Origin of the sequence: Streptomyces pristinaespiralis, assembly GCF_001278075.1 — a bacterium.
Classification (GTDB): domain Bacteria; phylum Actinomycetota; class Actinomycetes; order Streptomycetales; family Streptomycetaceae; genus Streptomyces; species Streptomyces pristinaespiralis.
Window position 1 is genome coordinate 2,817,882 of record NZ_CP011340.1, and the last position, 17,436, is coordinate 2,835,317.

Consider the following 17,436-nt stretch of genomic DNA (forward strand, 5'->3'; position numbering starts at 1 on the left):
TACCAGGGTACGGGTGCCGGGGAACCGAAAGCTCGCGAGTATGCGTTGTGACCGTCATGGGCAGCGAGAAGAAGCACGACGGCGGCAAAAAGCACAGAGTGAGCCGGCGGGCCGTGCTGATCGGCGGCGGGGCGGCGGTCATCGGCGGGGGCGTGCTGGTCGAGGAGGAGCTGCGCCGGCTGTGGCGGGGTATGCCGTGGGTGCGCACTCCGCGCAAGGAGGGCGAGATCGACCACGCGGGCGCGCAGTGGGTCGCCGCCAACGCCGCGAACTGGCGGCTGGCCGACCGGCCCGACGACTACGAGATCGACCGGGTCGTCATCCATGTCGTGCAGGGCAGCTATCCCACCGCGCTCAAGGTCTTCCGGGACCCCCTGCACGGCGCGGCGACCCATTACGTGGTGCGCAAGGACGGCCATGTGGCGCAGATGATCCGCGAGCTGGATGTCGCGTACCACGCCGGAAACCGCTCGTACAACGAGCGCAGCATCGGCATCGAGCACGAGGGCTTCGTGGACCGGCCGCAAAACTTCACCGACGCGATGTACCAGGGCTCGGCGAAACTGACCGCGGACATCTGTGTGCGTCACGGCATACCGGTGGACCGGGAGCACATCGTGGGACATGTCGAGGTCCCGGGGACGGACCACACCGACCCGGGGCCGCACTGGGACTGGCCGAAGTACATGAAGCTGGTCGCGGCGTCGATGCCGGCGGCCCGGCAGGCGGCTGAGGCGGCGGAGAAGACCGCCTGAGCGACGGCGTCCGAGCGCTCGCGCCGGGACGTCGACCCATGCGTCACCTGCTGCGCGCGACGGCGCCGGTGTCACCTTTTCCGCGCGTCGGCTTCGGTGTCGTTCTCCGACGCCGACACCCCGGCGGTCGGCCGCCGGTGACGGTGGAGCTGCCGGGCCACGAACCCCACGATCGCCACGGCGACGACAGGCACCACCTGCCACGGGAGTCCGAGCCACATGGCCGGGAACCCCACGGCGAAACAGGTGCCCAGCATGGTGAAGAACAGCGCCTTGCCGTACCGGCGCCAGGTGAACGGCTCGACGGCTCGGGGCCTGAGGAGCCGCACCGAGCCGAATCCCAGGGCCAGTGCCGCGACGAGCCCCAGGAGAGTGCCCAACGCGGCCGTCATCTGGGACTCGTGCCGGGGTTCCTCGGAGGTGCTCTGCCGTACACCGTCCCTTTCGAGCACGACGATGTCGCCCCGCCACGTGGTGGCCGCGACCTCGTCCCGCGGTCGCAGCACCTGCAGCAGCGGCCCGGGATCACCGAACGACACGGTGACCCCGTTCTCGAAAGGCGCGCCGTTCAGGGTCGCCCGGAAGCTGGAGCTCTTGGAGCCCCTGTCGACCACCACGCGCTCGACGGTGAACGTACCCGTACGCAGGCAGTCCTCCCACCACGGAGCGCTCACGCCGGCGGCACACGGCTCGGCCACCGTGTACTGCCGGTACCGCTCGACCTCGGCAGGCAGCCACTGGGTGAAGAGGAGCCAGCAGGCGATGGCCGGGAGCAGGCCCGCCGCGATCAGCGCCGCACCCGCCAGCCGTGTCCGTCCCGCTGCTCGCCGGCCGGGCCGGCCGGCACCGCTCGGCGCGGCTGCGCCAGGTCCGTCGGATGCGTGGGGCCTGTCCGTCGTCGCCATGTGATGCCTGCCCTTCCACGCCCGCCCCGGCCGAAGGCCCGCGCCACCGCGAGGAGGGATCCGGGCCCGCCGCCACACCTTCTCCCGGCACGGCGCGGGCGGACAACGAGGGCGGCAGGCAGCAGGAGCGCGCGCTCCACTTCCGTGTTCCGGCAACCTCGCCGCCGGCTCGGCAGGGGTCCCGCGAGGGGCTGGCGTCCGAACGAGAGGCCCTAGGTCAGGCCCGCCGTACGCGCCCGCTGGACCGCCGGGCCGATGGCCTGGGCGACCGCTTCCACGTCGGCCTTCGTCGAGGTGTGGCCGAGGCTGAAGCGCAGGGTGCCGCGGGCGAGGTCGGGGTCGGTGCCGGTGGCGAGCAGGACGTGGCTGGGCTGGGCGACGCCGGCGGTGCAGGCGGAGCCGGTGGAGCATTCGATGCCCTGGGCGTCGAGCAGCAGGAGCAGCGAGTCGCCCTCGCATCCGGGGAAGGTGAAGTGCGCGTTGGCGGGGAGCCGGTCGTCCGGGTCACCGCCGAGGACGGCGTCGGGGACGGCGGCCCGCACGGCGCGCACGAGGTCGTCGCGCAGGGAGCCGACGTCGCGGGCGAAGTCCTCGCGGCGCTCGGCGGCCAGCCGGCCGGCCACCGCGAAGGCGGCTATGGCCGGGGCGTCCAGCGTGCCGGAGCGTACGTGGCGTTCCTGGCCGCCGCCGTGCAGGACGGGGACGGGGCTGTACTCACGGCCGAGCAGCAACGCGCCGATGCCGTACGGACCGCCGATCTTGTGACCGGAGACCGTCATCGCGGCGAGCCCCGACGCGGCGAAGTCGACGTCGAGCTGGCCGAACGCCTGGACCGCGTCCGCGTGCAGCGGTACGTCGAACTCCTTGGCCACGGCGGCGAGTTCGACGACCGGCATGACGGTGCCGATCTCGTTGTTGGCCCACATGACGGTGGCGAGGGCCACGTCGTCCGGGTTCCGTCCGACGGCCTCGCGCAACGCCTCGGGGTGGACCCTGCCGTAGGAGTCGACGGGAAGGTACTCGACGGTCGCGCCCTCGTGCTCGGCGAGCCAGTCGACCGCGTCGAGCACGGCGTGGTGCTCGACCGGGCTGGCCAGTACGCGGGTGCGGGCCGGGTCGGCGTCGCGGCGTGCCCAGTACAGGCCCTTGACGGCGAGGTTGTCGGCTTCGGTACCGCCCGAGGTGAAGACGACTTCGCTGGGCCGGGCGCCGAGTGCCTCCGCGAGCGTCTCGCGGGCCTCCTCGACGGTACGGCGGGCCCGTCGCCCGGCCGCGTGGAGTGCGGAGGCGTTGCCGGTGACGGAGAGCTGGGCGGTCATCGCCTCGACGGCCTCCGGCAGCATCGGAGTGGTCGCGGCGTGGTCGAGGTAAGCCATGGTGGCCTCGATTCTACGAGGCTCACCGGGGGGCGCGGACGCGGCGCAGGGGTGCACGGACCTCGGGCCTGCGCTCCGGGCGGGGCGGTGGGGGGCCGGGAGCGGCTCCGTCCCGGCCGGGACCTTCGGCGGGTCAGCCGCCGAAGCCCCAGACGACGGTGCCGTCGACGGTCACGAGCACGGCGAGCACCACGAGGTCGGCGATGCCGAGGGCGAGGCCGAGCAGGGCGCGGCCGCGGCGTGCGGTGCCGCGCCGGAGGGCGAGGGCCGCGAGCACGACGGCGGCGGGGCCGAGCACGATGTTCATGACGAGCAGCCCGACGAGGCCGAGCACGAAGGCCGCGACGGCCATGCCGTCGGCGTCCTTGCGCCGCTCCACCGCGGGGTCGTCCGCCGGGCCGTTCGTGGGGCCGTTCTTCGGGCCGTTCGTGGGCGCCGGCGCCTCTGCGCGGTCTTCGGTGCCGAGGGCGGCGGCAGGGCGGCGGTCACCGCCGCGGTGCCGGGGACGTACGAGTTCGGCGAGTTGCATGACGTCTCTCCTTCCGGTTCCGGTACGAGGACTGTGCGGGCGGTTCAGTCGCGGCGGGCCCGGCCGCGCTCGCGCACGGCGAAGACGAGCAGCCAGCAGCCGATGACGGAGGCCGCCACCAGCGAGACGGACGCGGGGAGTTGGACCACGGCGCCCAGCATGATTCCCAGCAGAAGAAGTGCTGCTACAAGGGCGATCATCGTCATCCTTTCGGCGACTTCTCGGTGAACACTTGTGAGTACGACTGTTCACTGACTGGTGAGTCTACTCTTCCCTTCTTCGGAGAACGGTTGTTTACTCAATGCCATGAGTCACACCGTCGGCATCCGCCAGGCCCAGAAGCAGAGGACTCGCCAGGCCCTTCTCGACGCCGCGCTGCGGCTGCTCGAGGAACAGAGCCTGAGCAGCCTCGGCCTGCGCGAGGTCACCCGGGCCGTGGGTGTCGCGCCGACCGCGTTCTACCGGCACTTCCGCGACACGGCGGACCTCGGGGTGGCGCTCGTCGAGGAGACGCTCGGCAGCCTGCACCTCACGATCGGGGAGGCACTGCGGGAACCACGCGACGAGGCCCGCATCGAGCGGACCGTCGCACTGGTCGCCGCGCTCGTGCGCACCTCCCCCGCACACGTCCGCTTCATCGCCCGCGAGCGGCACGGCGGCGTGGCGGCGGTCCGGGCGGCGATAGGCGAACAGCTCGACCGGTTCTCCGAGGAGGTGGCGGCCGCGTTCGCCGGTGAGCCGGAGTCGGCCGGCTGGAGCCAGGAGGACCTGAGGATGCTGGCCGGCGTGTACGTCGACCACATGGTGATGACGGCCTCGTCCTTCCTGGAGGCAGGCCCCGGGGGCGAGGACAGGGTCCGCGCCCTGGCCGTGCGGCAGTTGCGCCTCATCAGCCTCGGCCGCCGCCACTGGCTGGACGGCCCCTGACCTTCCGCCGGAAACGCGTCGGCTGCCTCCCGCCTGGGCGGGAGACAGCCGGAGTCGTCTTCGGGGGCCGGGTGCGCCGGCCCGGCAGGGCCGCGGGGGCTACTGACCCCTCGGAGCCTTGGCCAGCTGGCGGGACTGGGCCACCAGGCGGTCCGCGGAGTCCCAGACGTCCGCGTCCTCCTCCAGGAAACCGCCCGCCAGGTTCCGCGTCGTGATCGAGACCCGCAGCGGTCCGGGCGCCGGGCGGCAGCGGATGTGGGTGGTCAGTTCGACCGTCGGGGTCCAGCCGGAGAGCCCGAGCTCGAACGACGTCGGCGGCAGCGCGTCCACCGTCAGCAGCAGGGACAGCGGGTCCGCGTCGCGACCGTCCGCGAGACCGAACCAGCCCCGCATCTCGCCCTTGCCGGAGGGCGCGCCGATCGCCCAGCCGACGGTGGCCGGGTCCAGCTTGATGTCCAGCCGCTCGGTGATCGCGGAGCTGCCGGGGATCGAGGGCTGCCCGTCGGCCGGTCCGAGGCAGTGCTCGAGCGGCGGGATCGCCGGCGGCTCGGCGGAAGTACGGACGTCGTCGGGCAGCGAGTCCAGGTCGCCGTACGTCGCCAGCACGCGGATCCGCTCCACCTCGGTGCCGTCCTCCTCGTACTGGAAGAGCGACGCCTGACCGGTGGAGAGCGTGCGACCGGTGCGCACGGTCTGGGTGCGGATCACCGCGGGTCCCGGCTGGGAGGCCGTGAGGTAGTGCGCCGACACGGAGAAGGGGTCGGGGTGCGGCAGCGCGTCGCCGAGCGCCCGACCCATGAGGGCCAGCAGATAACCGCCGTTGACGGCGTGGATGATCGTCCAGCCCGCCGAGAGTTCCACGTCGTAGACGCCGTCCTCGCGCCGCGTGATCGCCGTGTCGCGGTCGAATTCACTGTTGCCGACGGTCGCCTGAGTCGCTGCTTCTGCCATGGCGGTACGGTACAACAGACAACTACTAAGCGGTAGCTTTGTGCACCGGGTCACGCTGCTGCCGACTGGTCATGACTCGCTGGTCTGCGAACGCCGGTTCCAGGCACGCGGCGCCCGCCAGTGGAAACGCATCGCCAGCAGCCGCAGGACGAACGCCGTCACCACGGCCAGCCCGCTGGTGAACGGGTTCAGGGCCTCGAAGCGGATGCAGAGCACGACCATCGCCGCACCCACCATCGCCGGCACGGCGTACAGGTCACGGTCCCAGCGCAGCAGTGAAGGCACTTCGTTGGCCAGCACATCGCGCAGCACACCGCCGCCGACGGCCGTGGCGAGGCCGAGAGTGGCGGAGGACGTGAGTCCGAGGCCGTACTCGTACGCCTTGGTCGTGCCTGTCACGCAGAACAGGCCGAGTCCGGCAGCGTCGAAGACGTTGACCGCCACCTGGATCCGCTCCACGTGCGGGTGCAGGAAGAACACCAGCGCCGTGGCGACCAGTGGCGTGACGAAGTACCCGAGATCGGTGAAGGCGGCGGGCGGTACGGCCCCGATGATCAGGTCGCGCAGCAGCCCGCCGCCCAGCGCCGTGACCTCGGCGAGGACCGCCATGCCGAACACGTCGAAGTTCTTGCGGACGGCGAGCAGTGCCCCGGAGATCGCGAAGACGAAGATGCCGACGATCTCGAGAGAATGCTGGACGGAGGGCGTGAACAGTTCTTGGAGCACCGGACAGTTCTACAACGCCCGGTGCTCCAAGGTGTGCGGCGGTCCGTCAGCCGGTCTTGGCCGACTCCGCATCGGAGGCGTCCGACTCCGCAGCGTCGTCCTCGTCGGGACCGGCTGCGTCCGCGTCCGCGTCGGCGTCTGCCGCAGCCGGCGCGTCGACCGCCGGGGCCGGCGCGTCGTCCTTCGCGGGGACGGCGGCCTCGACCTCGGCCTCGGCCTCGCCCTTCGCGGGAACGTCGGCCTCGACCGGCGCGTCGGCCTCGGCCGCGGCCTCCTCCGTCTCCGCCGGCTCGTCGGCCTCAGCGGACGCCTTCTCCGGCTCCTGCTCCTTCTTCTTCTCCGGCTCCGGCTCCGACTCCGCGGCCTCGTCCCCGGACGACTGCGCCGGGATCGCGACCTTGTCGGCGTCCGGGCCCTCCGCCGCCACGGCCTTCGTCTCCGTGACCGCCTCGATGCCGGTCGGCCGTGTCAGCTCCAGCGTCCCCGCCTCGATCTCGGCGGCGAAGTGGCAGGCCACCTTGTGCCCGTCACCGACGTCCGTCAGCACCGGCCGCTCGACCGCGCACCTGTCCTGGGCCCACGGGCACCGGGTGTGGAAGCGGCAGCCGGCCGGCGGGTTCGCCGGCGAGGGCAGGTCGCCCTGGAGCAGGATCCGCTCGCGCCGGTCCTCCACCTCGGGGTCGGGGACCGGGACCGCCGACATGAGCGCCTTGGTGTACGGGTGCTTGGGCCCCGCGTACAGCGCGTCGCTCGGCGCCTCCTCCACGAGGGAGCCGAGGTACATGACCCCGATGACGTCCGAGATGTGCCGGACGACCGCAAGGTCGTGGGCGATGACGAGGTACGTCAGGCCCATCGACTCCTGGAGCTCCTCCAGCAGGTTGATCACCTGCGCCTGCACCGACACGTCGAGTGCCGAGACCGGCTCGTCGCAGATGATCACGTCGGGCTCGAGGACCAGCGCGCGGGCGATGCCGATGCGCTGGCGCTGGCCGCCGGAGAACTCGTGCGGATAGCGGGAGAGCGCGTTGGTGGGCAGGCCCACCTTGCCGAGGATCTCCTTGATCTTCTCCCGGCGCTCGTCCTGGTCCTTGCCGATCCCGTGCGCGGCCATGCCCTCGCTGAGGATGGACTCGATGTTCTGCCGTGGGTTGAGGCTGCCGAGCGGGTCCTGGAAGACCATCTGCAGACGCCGGCGGTACCGGCGCATCTCCTCCTCCGGCAGCTTCGCCAGGTCCGTGCCGTCGAAGAGGACCTCGCCGTCGGTGATGTCCACGAGCCGCAGCACACCGCGGCCGAGCGTCGTCTTGCCGCAGCCCGACTCGCCCACCAGCCCGTACGTCTGACCGGCCTCGACCTTGAGCGACACACCGTCGACCGCGTAGACATGGCCGACCGTGCGGTTGAAGAGGACGCCCTTCCTGACGGGGAAGTGGACCTTCACGTCGTCGAGTTCGAGCAGGCTCATGCCGAGACCTCCGCCTTGGGCTTGGGAAGGACCGGGTTGACGCAACGCACCTGGTGTCCGGCCGCGCGTGGTTCGGTCAGTTCGGGTGTGCCGGTCAGGCACTCCATCGTGTAGTAGTCGCAGCGCGGCGCGAACGCGCAGCCGTCCGCCCAGGCGATGCGGTCGTTGATGGATCCGCGGATGGGGCTGAGCGGTTCGCCGCGCGGCGCGTCCAGCCGGGGGATGGATCCGAGCAGACCGTGCGCGTACGGGTGGGTGGGGTGCGCGAACAGCTCGCGGCGGCCCGCGGATTCGACGGCCCGGCCCGCGTACAGCACGTTGACCTGGTCGCAGAGGCCGGCCACGACGCCCAGGTCGTGGGTGATCATCAGCAGGGCGGTGCCCTCCTGGTCGACCAGTTCCTTGAGCAGTTCCAGGATCTGCGCCTGGATGGTCACGTCGAGCGCGGTCGTCGGCTCGTCGGCGATGAGCAGCCGGGGCGCACACGCGACGGCCATGGCGATGAGCGCGCGCTGGCGCATACCGCCGGACAGCTGGTGCGGGTACTCCTTGAGCCGCCGGGTGGGGTCGGGGATGCCGACCCGGTCCAGCAGGTTCGCCGCTTCCTTGCGGGCGGCCTCGCCCTTGAGCCCGCGGTGGCGCTCGAGGATCTCGGTGACCTGGACGCCGATGGGGACGACCGGGTTCAGCGAGGACAGCGGGTCCTGGAAGATCATCGCCAGCTGGCTGCCGCGCATGTCCCGCAGCTTGCGGGGGCTCATGCTCAGCAGGTCCTGGCCGTCGAACTCGGCGCGCCCGCCGACCTTCACGCCCTTGCCGGGCAGCAGGCCCATCAGGGCGAGCGAGGTCACGGACTTGCCGCAGCCCGACTCGCCCACGAGGCCGACGACCTGGCCCTGGTCGACGTCGAACGAGACGCCGTCGACGGCCGTGGAGTCCTTGCGGCCCTTGGCGGTGAAGGTGACGCTGAGTTCTTCAACTGAGAGCAGTGCCATGGGACTTCAGCCTCGCAGCTTCGGGTCGAGGGCTTCGCGCATGGCCTCGCCGAGCAGGGTGAAGCCGAGGGCGGTGATGATGATGCCGATGGCGGGGTAGGCCGCCATCATCGGCTCGTTGTCGAAGAACCGTTCTGCCTGGGCGAGCATGACGCCCCACTCCGGGATGGCCGGATCGGGGTTGCCGAGGCCCAGGTAGGACAGGGCCGCGGCCTCGATGATCGCGGTGGCGAGGCTCAGCGTCGCCTGGACGATCACCGGGCTGAGCGAGTTCGGCAGGATCTGGGTGAGGACGATCCGCTTCTTCCTGATGCCGAGCGCCTTGGCCGCGAGCACGTAATCGCTGCTGCCCTGGACCAGCATCGAACCGCGGAGCAGCCGCGCGAAGATCGGGATCTGCACGACGCCGACCGCGATCATCACGGTGGTCAGCGACTGCCCCATCACCGCGGCGATGGAGACCGCCAGCAGCAGCGACGGCAGCGAGAGCATGATGTCGGTGAAGCGCATGATCACGGTGTCGACGCGCTCACCGGTCCTGCCGCCGAGGGTCGCCGCGGCGCCGGAGAGAACGCCGACGAGCGCGCCGACGATCAGACCGATCAGCATCGACACCACGCCGACCATCAGGGTCTGCCGGGCGCCGACGAGGATCCGGGAGAACATGTCCCGGCCGAGGTGGTCGAGGCCGAACCAGTTGTCGCCGCGGGCGCCGACGAACTGCCCCTTGTTGGCGAAGACCTCGCCGCGCCACGTCTGGGCGGACGGGCTGTGCGGAGCGAGCCACGGTCCGACGATCGCGAGGAGCACGAACAGCGCGATGATGACGGCGCCGATGATGGCCATCTTGCTGGCCCGCAGCCGCCGCATGGCCTCGCGCCACAGACTCGCGCCGCTGGTGACCTCGGAGGTCTGCATCAGCTCCGCGAGCCGGTCGATCTTGTCGGCCTTCTTCGTCATGGTCGTCACGTCAGTGCACCCGCACTCTCGGGTCGATAAGGCTGTACGCGAGGTCGACCAGGAGGTTGATGAGGACGTACACCATCGCGATGAAGAGGATGAACCCGACGAGCACCGGGTAGTCGCGGGCGTCGATCGAGGTGCGGATGAAGTTGCCGATCCCGTTGAAGGAGAAGACCGACTCGGTCAGCACCGCGCCGGAGAGCAGGCTTCCGGTCAGCAGACCCACGGCGGTGACCACCGGCAGCAGCGCGTTGCGCAGCACGTGCCGGCCGCGGACGACCCGCTTGTCGAGACCCTTGGACTCGGCCGTGCGGACGTAGTCCTCGCCGAGGACCTCGAGGACGCTGGCGCGGGTCATGCGCACGATGACGGCGAGCGGGATGGAGGACAGCGCTATGGCGGGCAGGATCAGATGGTGGATCGCGTCCAGGCTGGCGTCCAGCTCACCGGTCAGCAGGCCGTCGAGGACGGCGAATCCGGTGACGTCCGTGGCGTCCATGCCGGTGTCGAGCCGTCCGTAGCTCGGGAACATCTGCAGCTGGACGGCGAAGATCCCCTTGAGGATCAGGGCGAGGAAGAAGACCGGGATGCAGATGCCGATCAGCGATCCGGAGACGGCGCCGACGTCGAGCCAGCCGCCGCGGCGCTTGGCCGCCAGGTAGCCCATCGGGATCCCGACAACGATGGCAATGCCGATGGCGACGATGCTCAGTTCGACCGTCGCCGGGAACCGCGTCGCGAATTCGTCCCACACCGGCTGACCGGTCTGGGTGGACGTGCCGAGGTCCAGTTCGAAGATGCGCTTGAGGAAGCGCCAGTACTGGACGTAGACGGGCTGGTCGAGCCCGAGGGCCCGGTTGATACGCGCCACTTCGGCTTCGGTCGCCCGCTCGCCCAGGATCGCTGAGGCGGGTCCGCCGGGCAGCCGGTTCAGCCAGAGGAAGAGCAGAACCGACAGGCCGAGCAGGGTGGGTATGAGCTGTAGCAGTCTTCGTACGACGAGTCGCAGCACCCCGCGTGCCCCTTTCTTACGTGCGTCGATGCGGGTCCGCCCGGCCACCGAGGTTCTGTGGCCGGGCGGACCCGCTGGGGTTTCGATTACTTGAAGGAGACCTCGGCGAAGTTCTCCTGCGTCAGCGGGGAGACCTTCGGCGGGTTGACGTTCTTGGCGAACGCGATCGCCGGCGGGGACGCCGAGATCGGGACACCCGGGACGTACTCCATGATCGTCTCGTTGGCCTTCTTGTAGGCCTCCACACGACCCGCGGGGTCGGTGACCTTCGAAGCGGCGTTCACCGAGTCGAAGACCTTCTTGTCGTCGAAGCCCCACTGCTTGTCGGGACCGGCGAACCAGGTGCCGATGAAGTTGTAGCCGTCGTTGAAGTCACCGGTCCAGCCGAGCATGTGCAGGGCGCAGGAGCCGGCCTCGGTGGCGTCCAGGTAGTCCGGGGCCCACTTCATGGCCTTCGGGGTGACCGTGATGCCGGCCTTCTCCAGGTCGGCCTTCATACGCTCGAACATGTCCTGCGGCGCCGGCATGTAGGGGCGCGTGACCTCGGTCGGGTAGCAGAACTCGATCTTGAGCTTCTCCTCACCGGCCTTCTTGAGGAGTTCCTTGGCCTTGTTGGTGTCGAACGGGTAGGTCTTCACCTTGTCCGAGAAACCGGCGACCGTGTCGGGCATGAACTGGGTCGCGGCCTTGCCGCCCTCGGGCAGCTGCGTCTTGACGATGCCCTCGCGGTCGATGGCGTGCGAAATGGCCTGCCGGACCTCGAGCTTCTTCAGCGCGGGGTTCTTCGACTGCGTCATACCGACGTAGAAGATGTTGAAGACGTCACGGGTCGGGACCTCGTAACCCTCCTTCTCCAGCGTCTTCACGTCGGCCGGGGCGACCAGGTCGTAACCGTCGATGTCACCGGCCTGCAGCGCCTGACGGCGGCCGGCCTCGGTGTCGATCGTGCGGAAGACCAGGTTCTTGACCTTGGCCTTCTCACCCCAGTAGTCGTCGAAGCGCTCAAGGGTGACTTCCTTGTTGCCCTTGTTCCACTTCGTGATCTTGTACGGGCCGGTGCCGGCGACCGTGCCGGCCTCCTGGCTGTACTTGGGGTACGTGATCGCGTCGCCCTTGGCGGTCGCGTCCTGCTTCTCGTACTCCTTGATGGCCTTCGGCGAGTGGATCGCCAGCGCCTGGAGGGAGAAGCCGCCGGGCAGGTTCGCCGAGGGCTCGTTGACCTCGATGACCGCGGTGTTCTCGTCCTTCGCCGTGCAGGACTTGTAGTTCGGCTTGGGGGCTTCCTTGTCCTCGTTCTTGGCGAAGCCGCCCATGATGGTCTGCCAGTAGTAGGAGACCGCGCTCGACTGGTAGGTGCCCTTCCAGTTGAACCAGTGGTCGTAGTTCGCGCAGACCGCGGCGGCGTTGAACGCCTCTCCGTCGTGGAACTTCACACCCTTGCGCAGGTTGAACGTCCACACCTTGCCGGCCGGGTCGCTGGACCACTTCTCGGCAAGACCGCCGACGAGCTTGCTGCCGCCGGACTCGTGCTCGAGCAGGGCCTCGAAGGCCTGACGGGTGACCCGGAAGGTCTCACCGTCGCTCGCGAGCGCAGGGTCGAGGGAGCCGGGGTCACCGGCGCCGGCGAACACGAACGTGTCCTTGTCGCCGCCCTTGTCACCGTCCTTGCCCCGCTCGCTGGCGCAGCCGGTGGCGATCAGGCCGACGGCCACCGCCGCCGTGATCGCCCGGACAGCTCCGGACTTGAATATTCGCATGGGTCCACCCCGAGGTTCCGCCGTGGGAGAGGTCTTGACGGCCGAACACTACAGACGGGAGACACCTGGGAGAACAGTCCGGATAGCGGTGATACCTACTCGAGACCCGGACACTCAACAAACCGGGCAGATACGGGACATCCCCGCCAGGCGATTTAACACCCTTGACATCCGACGGAGTTCGGTCCCGCAATGTACGCAGCGTCCCAGCTCAGCGGGTGTGCGGCGGAGGGTAGCCGTACCCGCCGCCGGTGGGCGGGGCCCCCGCGTGGGCGTCGCGGTCGTAGAAGGGGCGGGCATTGACGCGCATCCACATGGTGACCGGGTCGTACTCGTCGGCCATGGCCACGGTCGACACCGGAAGGCCGTCCGGCACGGCGGCCACCGACTGCTGCATCATCACCCGCACCGTCTTGACCGACTGCGGGCCGGTGTCGTACAGATCCAGACCGATGGCCAGATACGCGGGGCCCACCGCGGGCTGCACCCAGGCACGCCGCAGCGAGCGGACGGAGGGGGTGCGGTGGGCGTTCTGCGTGAGCAGGGCGTAGAACTGCGGGATCTCGATCGCGGGGTCCGACAGCCGCAGCGGTCCCGCCGGCATCCGGTCGAGGCCGGTGGCGATACGGCGCAGATCCAGCCACGGCACGCCGACACCGCCGCCGGGCGCGTGCGGGTTCAGCCAGATGCCCCAGCGGTCCGGGTAGAGGGCGCGGGCGATGTCCCGGCCGGTGGTGATCTCGTGCGCGCGGTTCCAGCCGGAGACGGCGAGCTCCTGGGGGGAGGTGACGCACGGGGCGTAACAGACGCCGTCGATCTCCATGTTCCCGTACTGGGCGTCGGGCGAGCCGGGCTGCCCGTGCCACAGCAGCATCCAGATCCGGCCGCCGGCGGGGTCGGCGAGGGCGTGCAGCAGCGCCTCGTACGCGTCGTAGCGGCCGGGAGTCACCTGGCGCAGCATGTGCTCGACCTGCCCGGCCGCCGCGGTGCCTGACGCACTCACCCTGTTCCGCCCCTCGTTCGGTCCCACCGTTCCGCACAGCCCCTGTCAGGCTGGTCAGGCCATCAAACCAGCTTAATCGGCCCTCCTGGCAAAGACTTGACCACTGGTCTCTCTTTCGTGTCGGGCCCGAGTCCTACGCGTGCTGTCGTTGATAGAAGGGACGCACGCGCTCGAGCATCCAGTCGGCCACCGGATCCTGCGCGACGTCGAGAAGCACCAGGTTGACCGGCCACGGCGGCTGGACCCGGCCCATGGCCCGGCCGAGGGCGTCCATGGGGGCGTTGCGTTCGACGCCTTCCCAGGACGAGAGCTGCACACCGATGAAGAGCGTCGGCGCGTCGCCCTCGATGGAGGCGAGCACGCGGCGGCCGGTCAGCACGACGCCGACGGCCTCGAACTCACCGGCCGCGGCGGCGAGGAAGTCGACCGGCTCCTCCTGCCAGTCCGGTTCGAAGAGCCGCACCCGGCCGCCGGAGGCGGGACCCTCGAGCGGTGTCCGCCCCGCGCGGCACAGTTCGGCGACCGCGGCGGGCGGCAGGGGGGCGCCGACGGCGCCGCCCGGGTTGACGGCGATGCCGAGCTGCGGCGGCAGTCCGCGGGCGAATTCCCGCGCGGGCGCGACGGTGAACGGCATATGGGCGCCGACGCACTGCAGGAACTGCTGCTCCGAGCTGAAGACGGGGACGTACGCGGCGCCGTCGATCTCCATGGTCGGCAGATCGAGGTCCCGGCTCTCCTGGCTGCCGCCGTTGGGCAGCGGAACCCATATCGGGCTGCGGCCGAGCACCTCGACGAGGCGGCCTCCGGCCGCGGGGTTGCCGAGGGAGGCGGCGAGCACCTCTTCGAGCTCGTTGCCGGGCCAGCCGGTGCGGGGTATGTCCATGCGGTGTCCTTCGTGCGGGCCCCTGCGGTGGGCGCTTGCGTGTTCGTGCGCGGCACGTCGGGCGGTGTACGCGACGCGCCGCGACGACCCTAGCGGCCGGGGCGCGGGCCGCTGCGCGGTGCACTTCCCGGGCCCACCCCTGCGACCTGACGGCCGCGGGGGCCCACCCGGGGTCCGGGCGCGCCCGGACCCCGTACGGCCTTCGGCCGTGCCCCCGAACTCCCCCAGCCGTGGGAGGCGCCCCAGGCGGGCCGGCCTTCTCGGCCCGCGGCGGCCGCGGGGGCCAAGTTCCGGGTCCTGGGCGGGCCCCGGACCCCTTACGGCCTTCGGCCGTGCCGGGCGAGGGGGAGGCGCCCCAGGCGGGCCGGCCTTCTCAGCCCGCGGGGGCCGAGTTCCCGGTCCTGGGCGGGCCCGGACTCCGTACGGCCTTCGGCCGCGCCCTCGAACTCCCCCAGTGTGGGAGGCGCCCCAAGCGGGCTGACTTTCTCGGCCCGCGGCGGCTGCGGGGGTCGAGTTCCGGGTCCGGGACGGGCCCGGACTCCGTGCGGCCTTCGGCCGTGCCGGGCGGCCGCGGGAGGCGCCCCAAGCGGGCTGCTTTCTCAGCCCGCGGCGGCCGCGGGGGCCGAGTTCCCGGTCCGGGGGCCCGGGACCCCGTACGGCCTTCTGGCCGCGCCCCGAACTCCCCCAGCCGAGGGCGCCCCGGGCGGGCTGGCTTTCTCGGCCCGCGGCGCCGCGGGGGCCGAGTTCCCGGTCCGGGGCGGGCCCCGCGACCCCGTACTCGAACGCCGGGCGGGGTGACTTTGTCAGCCCGTCGGCGATTCGGGGCGATTCCAGCCCCGCCGGCGTTCGAGGCGCCGGGGGCGCAGGGGCGCGGAGCCCACGGGAAACCACCGCGCGGTGCCCGGGCCGGGCGCGGGGCCGCCCGTTACTCGAAGCCCAGGCGGCCCAGCGTTCCCGCTGCCTCGCGGTCCAGGAGGACCGCCGACGCGCAGCCGGCCGGCAGGCGTCCCGCCTCCGCGTCGGAGACCAGGTGGGAGACGGCCCGGCGGTGGCGGGCGAAGGCGTAGCCGGAGACGCCGCGGCCCCGCTCCCGCTGGCCGGCTCTCGCGACCTGGGGCGTCACGTCCAGCAGCACCAGGTGGAGGGACGTGCCGCGCCGCCGTGTCTCACGGGCGAGCCAGCGCCGCACCCACGCCTGGGTGCCGCAGTCGTGCACGACGACGCTCTCGCCCGAACGGAGGGCACGCCGCAGTCCGGCGTAGTGCGCGAGGCGCACCAGCGGGCGGTAGACGGCGTACGGCAGGAAGCGGGGCGCGCGGGCGTCCCAGCGGTCCCGCGTGTCCTGCGAGTCGATGCCGAGACCCCTCGCCGCGCGCCGGATCAGCGTGGATTTTCCGCTGCCGGGCAGGCCGGAGACCACCACCACGTCACCGGCGGCGAAGACCAGGCTGTGCGGGCTGCGCCCGGCCCGCTGCCGCAGGTCGCGCAGCACGGGCAGGGCGGTCGTGACCGCTCCGGCCCGTGACGGGACGGCGGACATGCCCGGTGGCGCGGGCACCCCCGTGGTCGTGGCGTATGCACCGGTCGGCTGCAACGTCGTCCCCCTCCCCGTGTCGGGTCATCCCTCACCCTTGCCCATGAAGTGTAAAGAATTGGTAATACGGCTCAAGTGTTTTCAGGGCGGCCTCACGCTCCACTCTTCCCGGATGCGTGCAATGATGTGCGCGCCAACTCCATACCGGCCGCTTGAATCCACGCGGGAGAGTCCCTGCCACCCCTGTGGCGGGCGCCGAAGGAGCAAGTTCCTCCCTTGAATCTCTCAGGCCCCGTACCGCGTGCGATGAGGCAGATCTGAAAAGCGAGCCGCATTCGAGTGGCTCCACCCAAGGTGCAAGTCACGACTACCCGTACGCGTAGTCGGGGCGAACCTCTCAGGTTCCGATGACAGATGGGGAGGATTGTCCTCGCAGCCATGCCCTGGGAGCCACACCTATGAGCAACGCCCCCCGTCTGACCGCACTCGACGCCCTGCACAGGTCGCTCGGCGCGACCATGACCGATTTCGCCGGCTGGGACATGCCCCTGCGGTACGGCAGTGAGCGCGACGAGCACAACGCCGTCCGCACCAAGGCCGGGCTGTTCGACCTGTCCCACATGGGTGAGATCACCGTCACCGGCCCGCAGGCCGTTGACCTGCTGAACTACGCGCTGGTCGGCAACATCGGCACCGTCGGCCTCGGCCGCGCCCGCTACACGATGATCTGCCGGGAGGACGGCGGCATCCTCGACGACCTGATCGTCTACCGCCTCGGCGAGGACGAGTACATGGTCGTCGCCAACGCCGGCAACGCCCAGATCGTCCTCGACGCCGTCACCGCTCGTGCCCAGGGCTTCGACGCCACCGTCCGCGACGACCGTGACGCGTACGCGCTGATCGCCGTCCAGGGCCCGGAGTCCCCCGGCATCCTGAAGTCGCTGACCGACGCCGATCTGGACGGCCTGAAGTACTACGCGGGCCTGCCGGGCACCGTGGCGGGCGTCCCCGCGCTGATCGCGCGCACCGGCTACACCGGCGAGGACGGCTTCGAGCTGTTCGTCGAGCCGCAGCACGCCGAGAAGCTCTGGCAGGCGCTGACCGAGGCGGGCGCGCCCGCCGGTCTGATCCCGTGCGGCCTGTCCTGCCGCGACACGCTGCGCCTGGAGGCGGGCATGCCGCTGTACGGCCACGAGCTGACCACGGCGCTCACCCCCTTCGACGCGGGTCTCGGCCGGGTGGTGAAGTTCGAGAAGGACGGCGACTTCGTCGGCCGTGAGGCGCTGACGGCCGCCGCGGAGCGCGCGGAGTCCGCGCCGCCGCGCAAGCTGGTCGGGCTGATCGCGGAGGGCCGCCGGGTCCCGCGCGCCGGCATGTCCGTGGTGGCGGACGGCACGGTGATCGGCGAGGTCACCTCCGGGGCCCCGAGCCCCACCCTCGGCAAGCCGATCGCCATGGCTTACGTGGACGCGGCCCACGCCGCGCCGGGCACGCCGGGCGTCGGCGTCGACATCCGGGGCACCCACGAGCCGTACGAGGTCGTGGCGCTGCCGTTCTACAAGCGCCAGAAGTGATCCTCCGGGTGCCGGAAGTGATCGTCCGCACCCTCTCCCCGTTCACCAGCACTCCCCCGCGTACAGGAGAATTCAGGT

Annotated in this window: 17 protein-coding genes and 1 riboswitch; of the genes, 3 read left to right on the plus strand and 14 right to left on the minus strand. The window is 71.0% G+C overall.

Annotated features, from left to right (window positions below):
* Positions 1 to 56: 56 nt before the first annotated feature.
* Positions 57 to 755 carry an N-acetylmuramoyl-L-alanine amidase gene (locus SPRI_RS11700; RefSeq protein WP_037776269.1) on the plus strand — a complete coding sequence of 233 codons (699 nt, stop codon included), beginning with the start codon at positions 57 to 59 and terminating at the stop codon, positions 753 to 755.
* Between the two features lie 71 nt (positions 756 to 826).
* Here the strand turns inward: SPRI_RS11700 and SPRI_RS11705 are convergent, their stop codons facing one another.
* The 4 genes from SPRI_RS11705 to SPRI_RS38825 form a co-directional block, all read right to left on the minus strand.
* Positions 827 to 1,660 (minus strand): hypothetical protein, encoded by an 834-nt coding sequence (locus SPRI_RS11705; RefSeq protein ID WP_182327804.1) that lies wholly within the window; start codon positions 1,658 to 1,660, stop codon positions 827 to 829.
* Positions 1,661 to 1,872: 212 nt separating this feature from the next.
* Complete coding sequence (locus SPRI_RS11710; protein ID WP_005311599.1) at positions 1,873 to 3,036, minus strand: cysteine desulfurase family protein; 1,164 nt, start codon at positions 3,034 to 3,036, stop codon at positions 1,873 to 1,875.
* Positions 3,037 to 3,169: 133 nt separating this feature from the next.
* On the minus strand, positions 3,170 to 3,565 hold the full coding sequence (locus SPRI_RS39270) for a hypothetical protein (RefSeq protein WP_005311600.1): 396 nt from the start codon (positions 3,563 to 3,565) through the stop codon (positions 3,170 to 3,172).
* Between the two features lie 44 nt (positions 3,566 to 3,609).
* Positions 3,610 to 3,765, minus strand: a complete 156-nt coding sequence (locus SPRI_RS38825) for a hypothetical protein (protein WP_037773700.1) — start codon at positions 3,763 to 3,765, stop codon at positions 3,610 to 3,612.
* 106 nt (positions 3,766 to 3,871) lie between these two features.
* On the opposite strand from SPRI_RS38825, the gene SPRI_RS11720 reads away from it, so the two are divergent.
* On the plus strand, positions 3,872 to 4,492 hold the full coding sequence (locus SPRI_RS11720) for a TetR family transcriptional regulator (protein ID WP_005311604.1): 621 nt from the start codon (positions 3,872 to 3,874) through the stop codon (positions 4,490 to 4,492).
* A gap of 99 nt (positions 4,493 to 4,591) precedes the next feature.
* Here the strand turns inward: SPRI_RS11720 and SPRI_RS11725 are convergent, their stop codons facing one another.
* The 10 genes from SPRI_RS11725 to SPRI_RS11770 form a co-directional block, all read right to left on the minus strand.
* The gene (locus tag SPRI_RS11725) at positions 4,592 to 5,443 is read right to left on the minus strand and encodes a thioesterase family protein (protein ID WP_037773703.1); all 852 of its coding nucleotides are present in this window, start codon (positions 5,441 to 5,443) and stop codon (positions 4,592 to 4,594) included.
* A gap of 69 nt (positions 5,444 to 5,512) precedes the next feature.
* Positions 5,513 to 6,169 (minus strand): trimeric intracellular cation channel family protein, encoded by a 657-nt coding sequence (locus SPRI_RS11730; protein ID WP_053556906.1) that lies wholly within the window; start codon positions 6,167 to 6,169, stop codon positions 5,513 to 5,515.
* Between the two features lie 46 nt (positions 6,170 to 6,215).
* The gene (locus tag SPRI_RS11735) at positions 6,216 to 7,637 is read right to left on the minus strand and encodes an ABC transporter ATP-binding protein (RefSeq protein ID WP_037773704.1); all 1,422 of its coding nucleotides are present in this window, start codon (positions 7,635 to 7,637) and stop codon (positions 6,216 to 6,218) included.
* A complete protein-coding gene (locus SPRI_RS11740) occupies positions 7,634 to 8,632 on the minus strand; it encodes an ABC transporter ATP-binding protein (protein WP_005311618.1) in 999 nt (332 codons plus the stop codon). Before SPRI_RS11740 ends, SPRI_RS11735 begins: the two co-directional genes overlap by 4 nt.
* Before the next feature lie 6 nt (positions 8,633 to 8,638).
* On the minus strand, positions 8,639 to 9,592 hold the full coding sequence (locus SPRI_RS11745) for an ABC transporter permease (protein WP_086025637.1): 954 nt from the start codon (positions 9,590 to 9,592) through the stop codon (positions 8,639 to 8,641).
* A 10-nt stretch (positions 9,593 to 9,602) separates the two neighbouring features.
* Positions 9,603 to 10,607 (minus strand): ABC transporter permease, encoded by a 1,005-nt coding sequence (locus tag SPRI_RS11750; protein ID WP_005311622.1) that lies wholly within the window; start codon positions 10,605 to 10,607, stop codon positions 9,603 to 9,605.
* A gap of 86 nt (positions 10,608 to 10,693) precedes the next feature.
* Positions 10,694 to 12,364: an ABC transporter substrate-binding protein gene (locus tag SPRI_RS11755; RefSeq protein WP_005311625.1), complete on the minus strand. Its 1,671-nt coding sequence runs from the start codon at positions 12,362 to 12,364 to the stop codon at positions 10,694 to 10,696.
* Between the two features lie 211 nt (positions 12,365 to 12,575).
* A complete protein-coding gene (locus SPRI_RS11760; protein ID WP_005311627.1) occupies positions 12,576 to 13,367 on the minus strand; it encodes an enhanced serine sensitivity protein SseB C-terminal domain-containing protein in 792 nt (263 codons plus the stop codon).
* Between the two features lie 133 nt (positions 13,368 to 13,500).
* Positions 13,501 to 14,250, minus strand: a complete 750-nt coding sequence (locus SPRI_RS11765; RefSeq protein WP_005311629.1) for an enhanced serine sensitivity protein SseB — start codon at positions 14,248 to 14,250, stop codon at positions 13,501 to 13,503.
* 925 nt (positions 14,251 to 15,175) lie between these two features.
* Positions 15,176 to 15,790 (minus strand): AAA family ATPase, encoded by a 615-nt coding sequence (locus tag SPRI_RS11770; protein ID WP_053556907.1) that lies wholly within the window; start codon positions 15,788 to 15,790, stop codon positions 15,176 to 15,178.
* Between the two features lie 207 nt (positions 15,791 to 15,997).
* A riboswitch (glycine riboswitch) is annotated at positions 15,998 to 16,094 on the plus strand.
* 148 nt (positions 16,095 to 16,242) lie between these two features.
* On the opposite strand from SPRI_RS11770, the gene gcvT reads away from it, so the two are divergent.
* Positions 16,243 to 17,358 carry a glycine cleavage system aminomethyltransferase GcvT gene (gcvT, locus tag SPRI_RS11775; RefSeq protein WP_005311633.1) on the plus strand — a complete coding sequence of 372 codons (1,116 nt, stop codon included), beginning with the start codon at positions 16,243 to 16,245 and terminating at the stop codon, positions 17,356 to 17,358.
* The last annotated feature ends 78 nt before the right edge of the window (positions 17,359 to 17,436 follow it).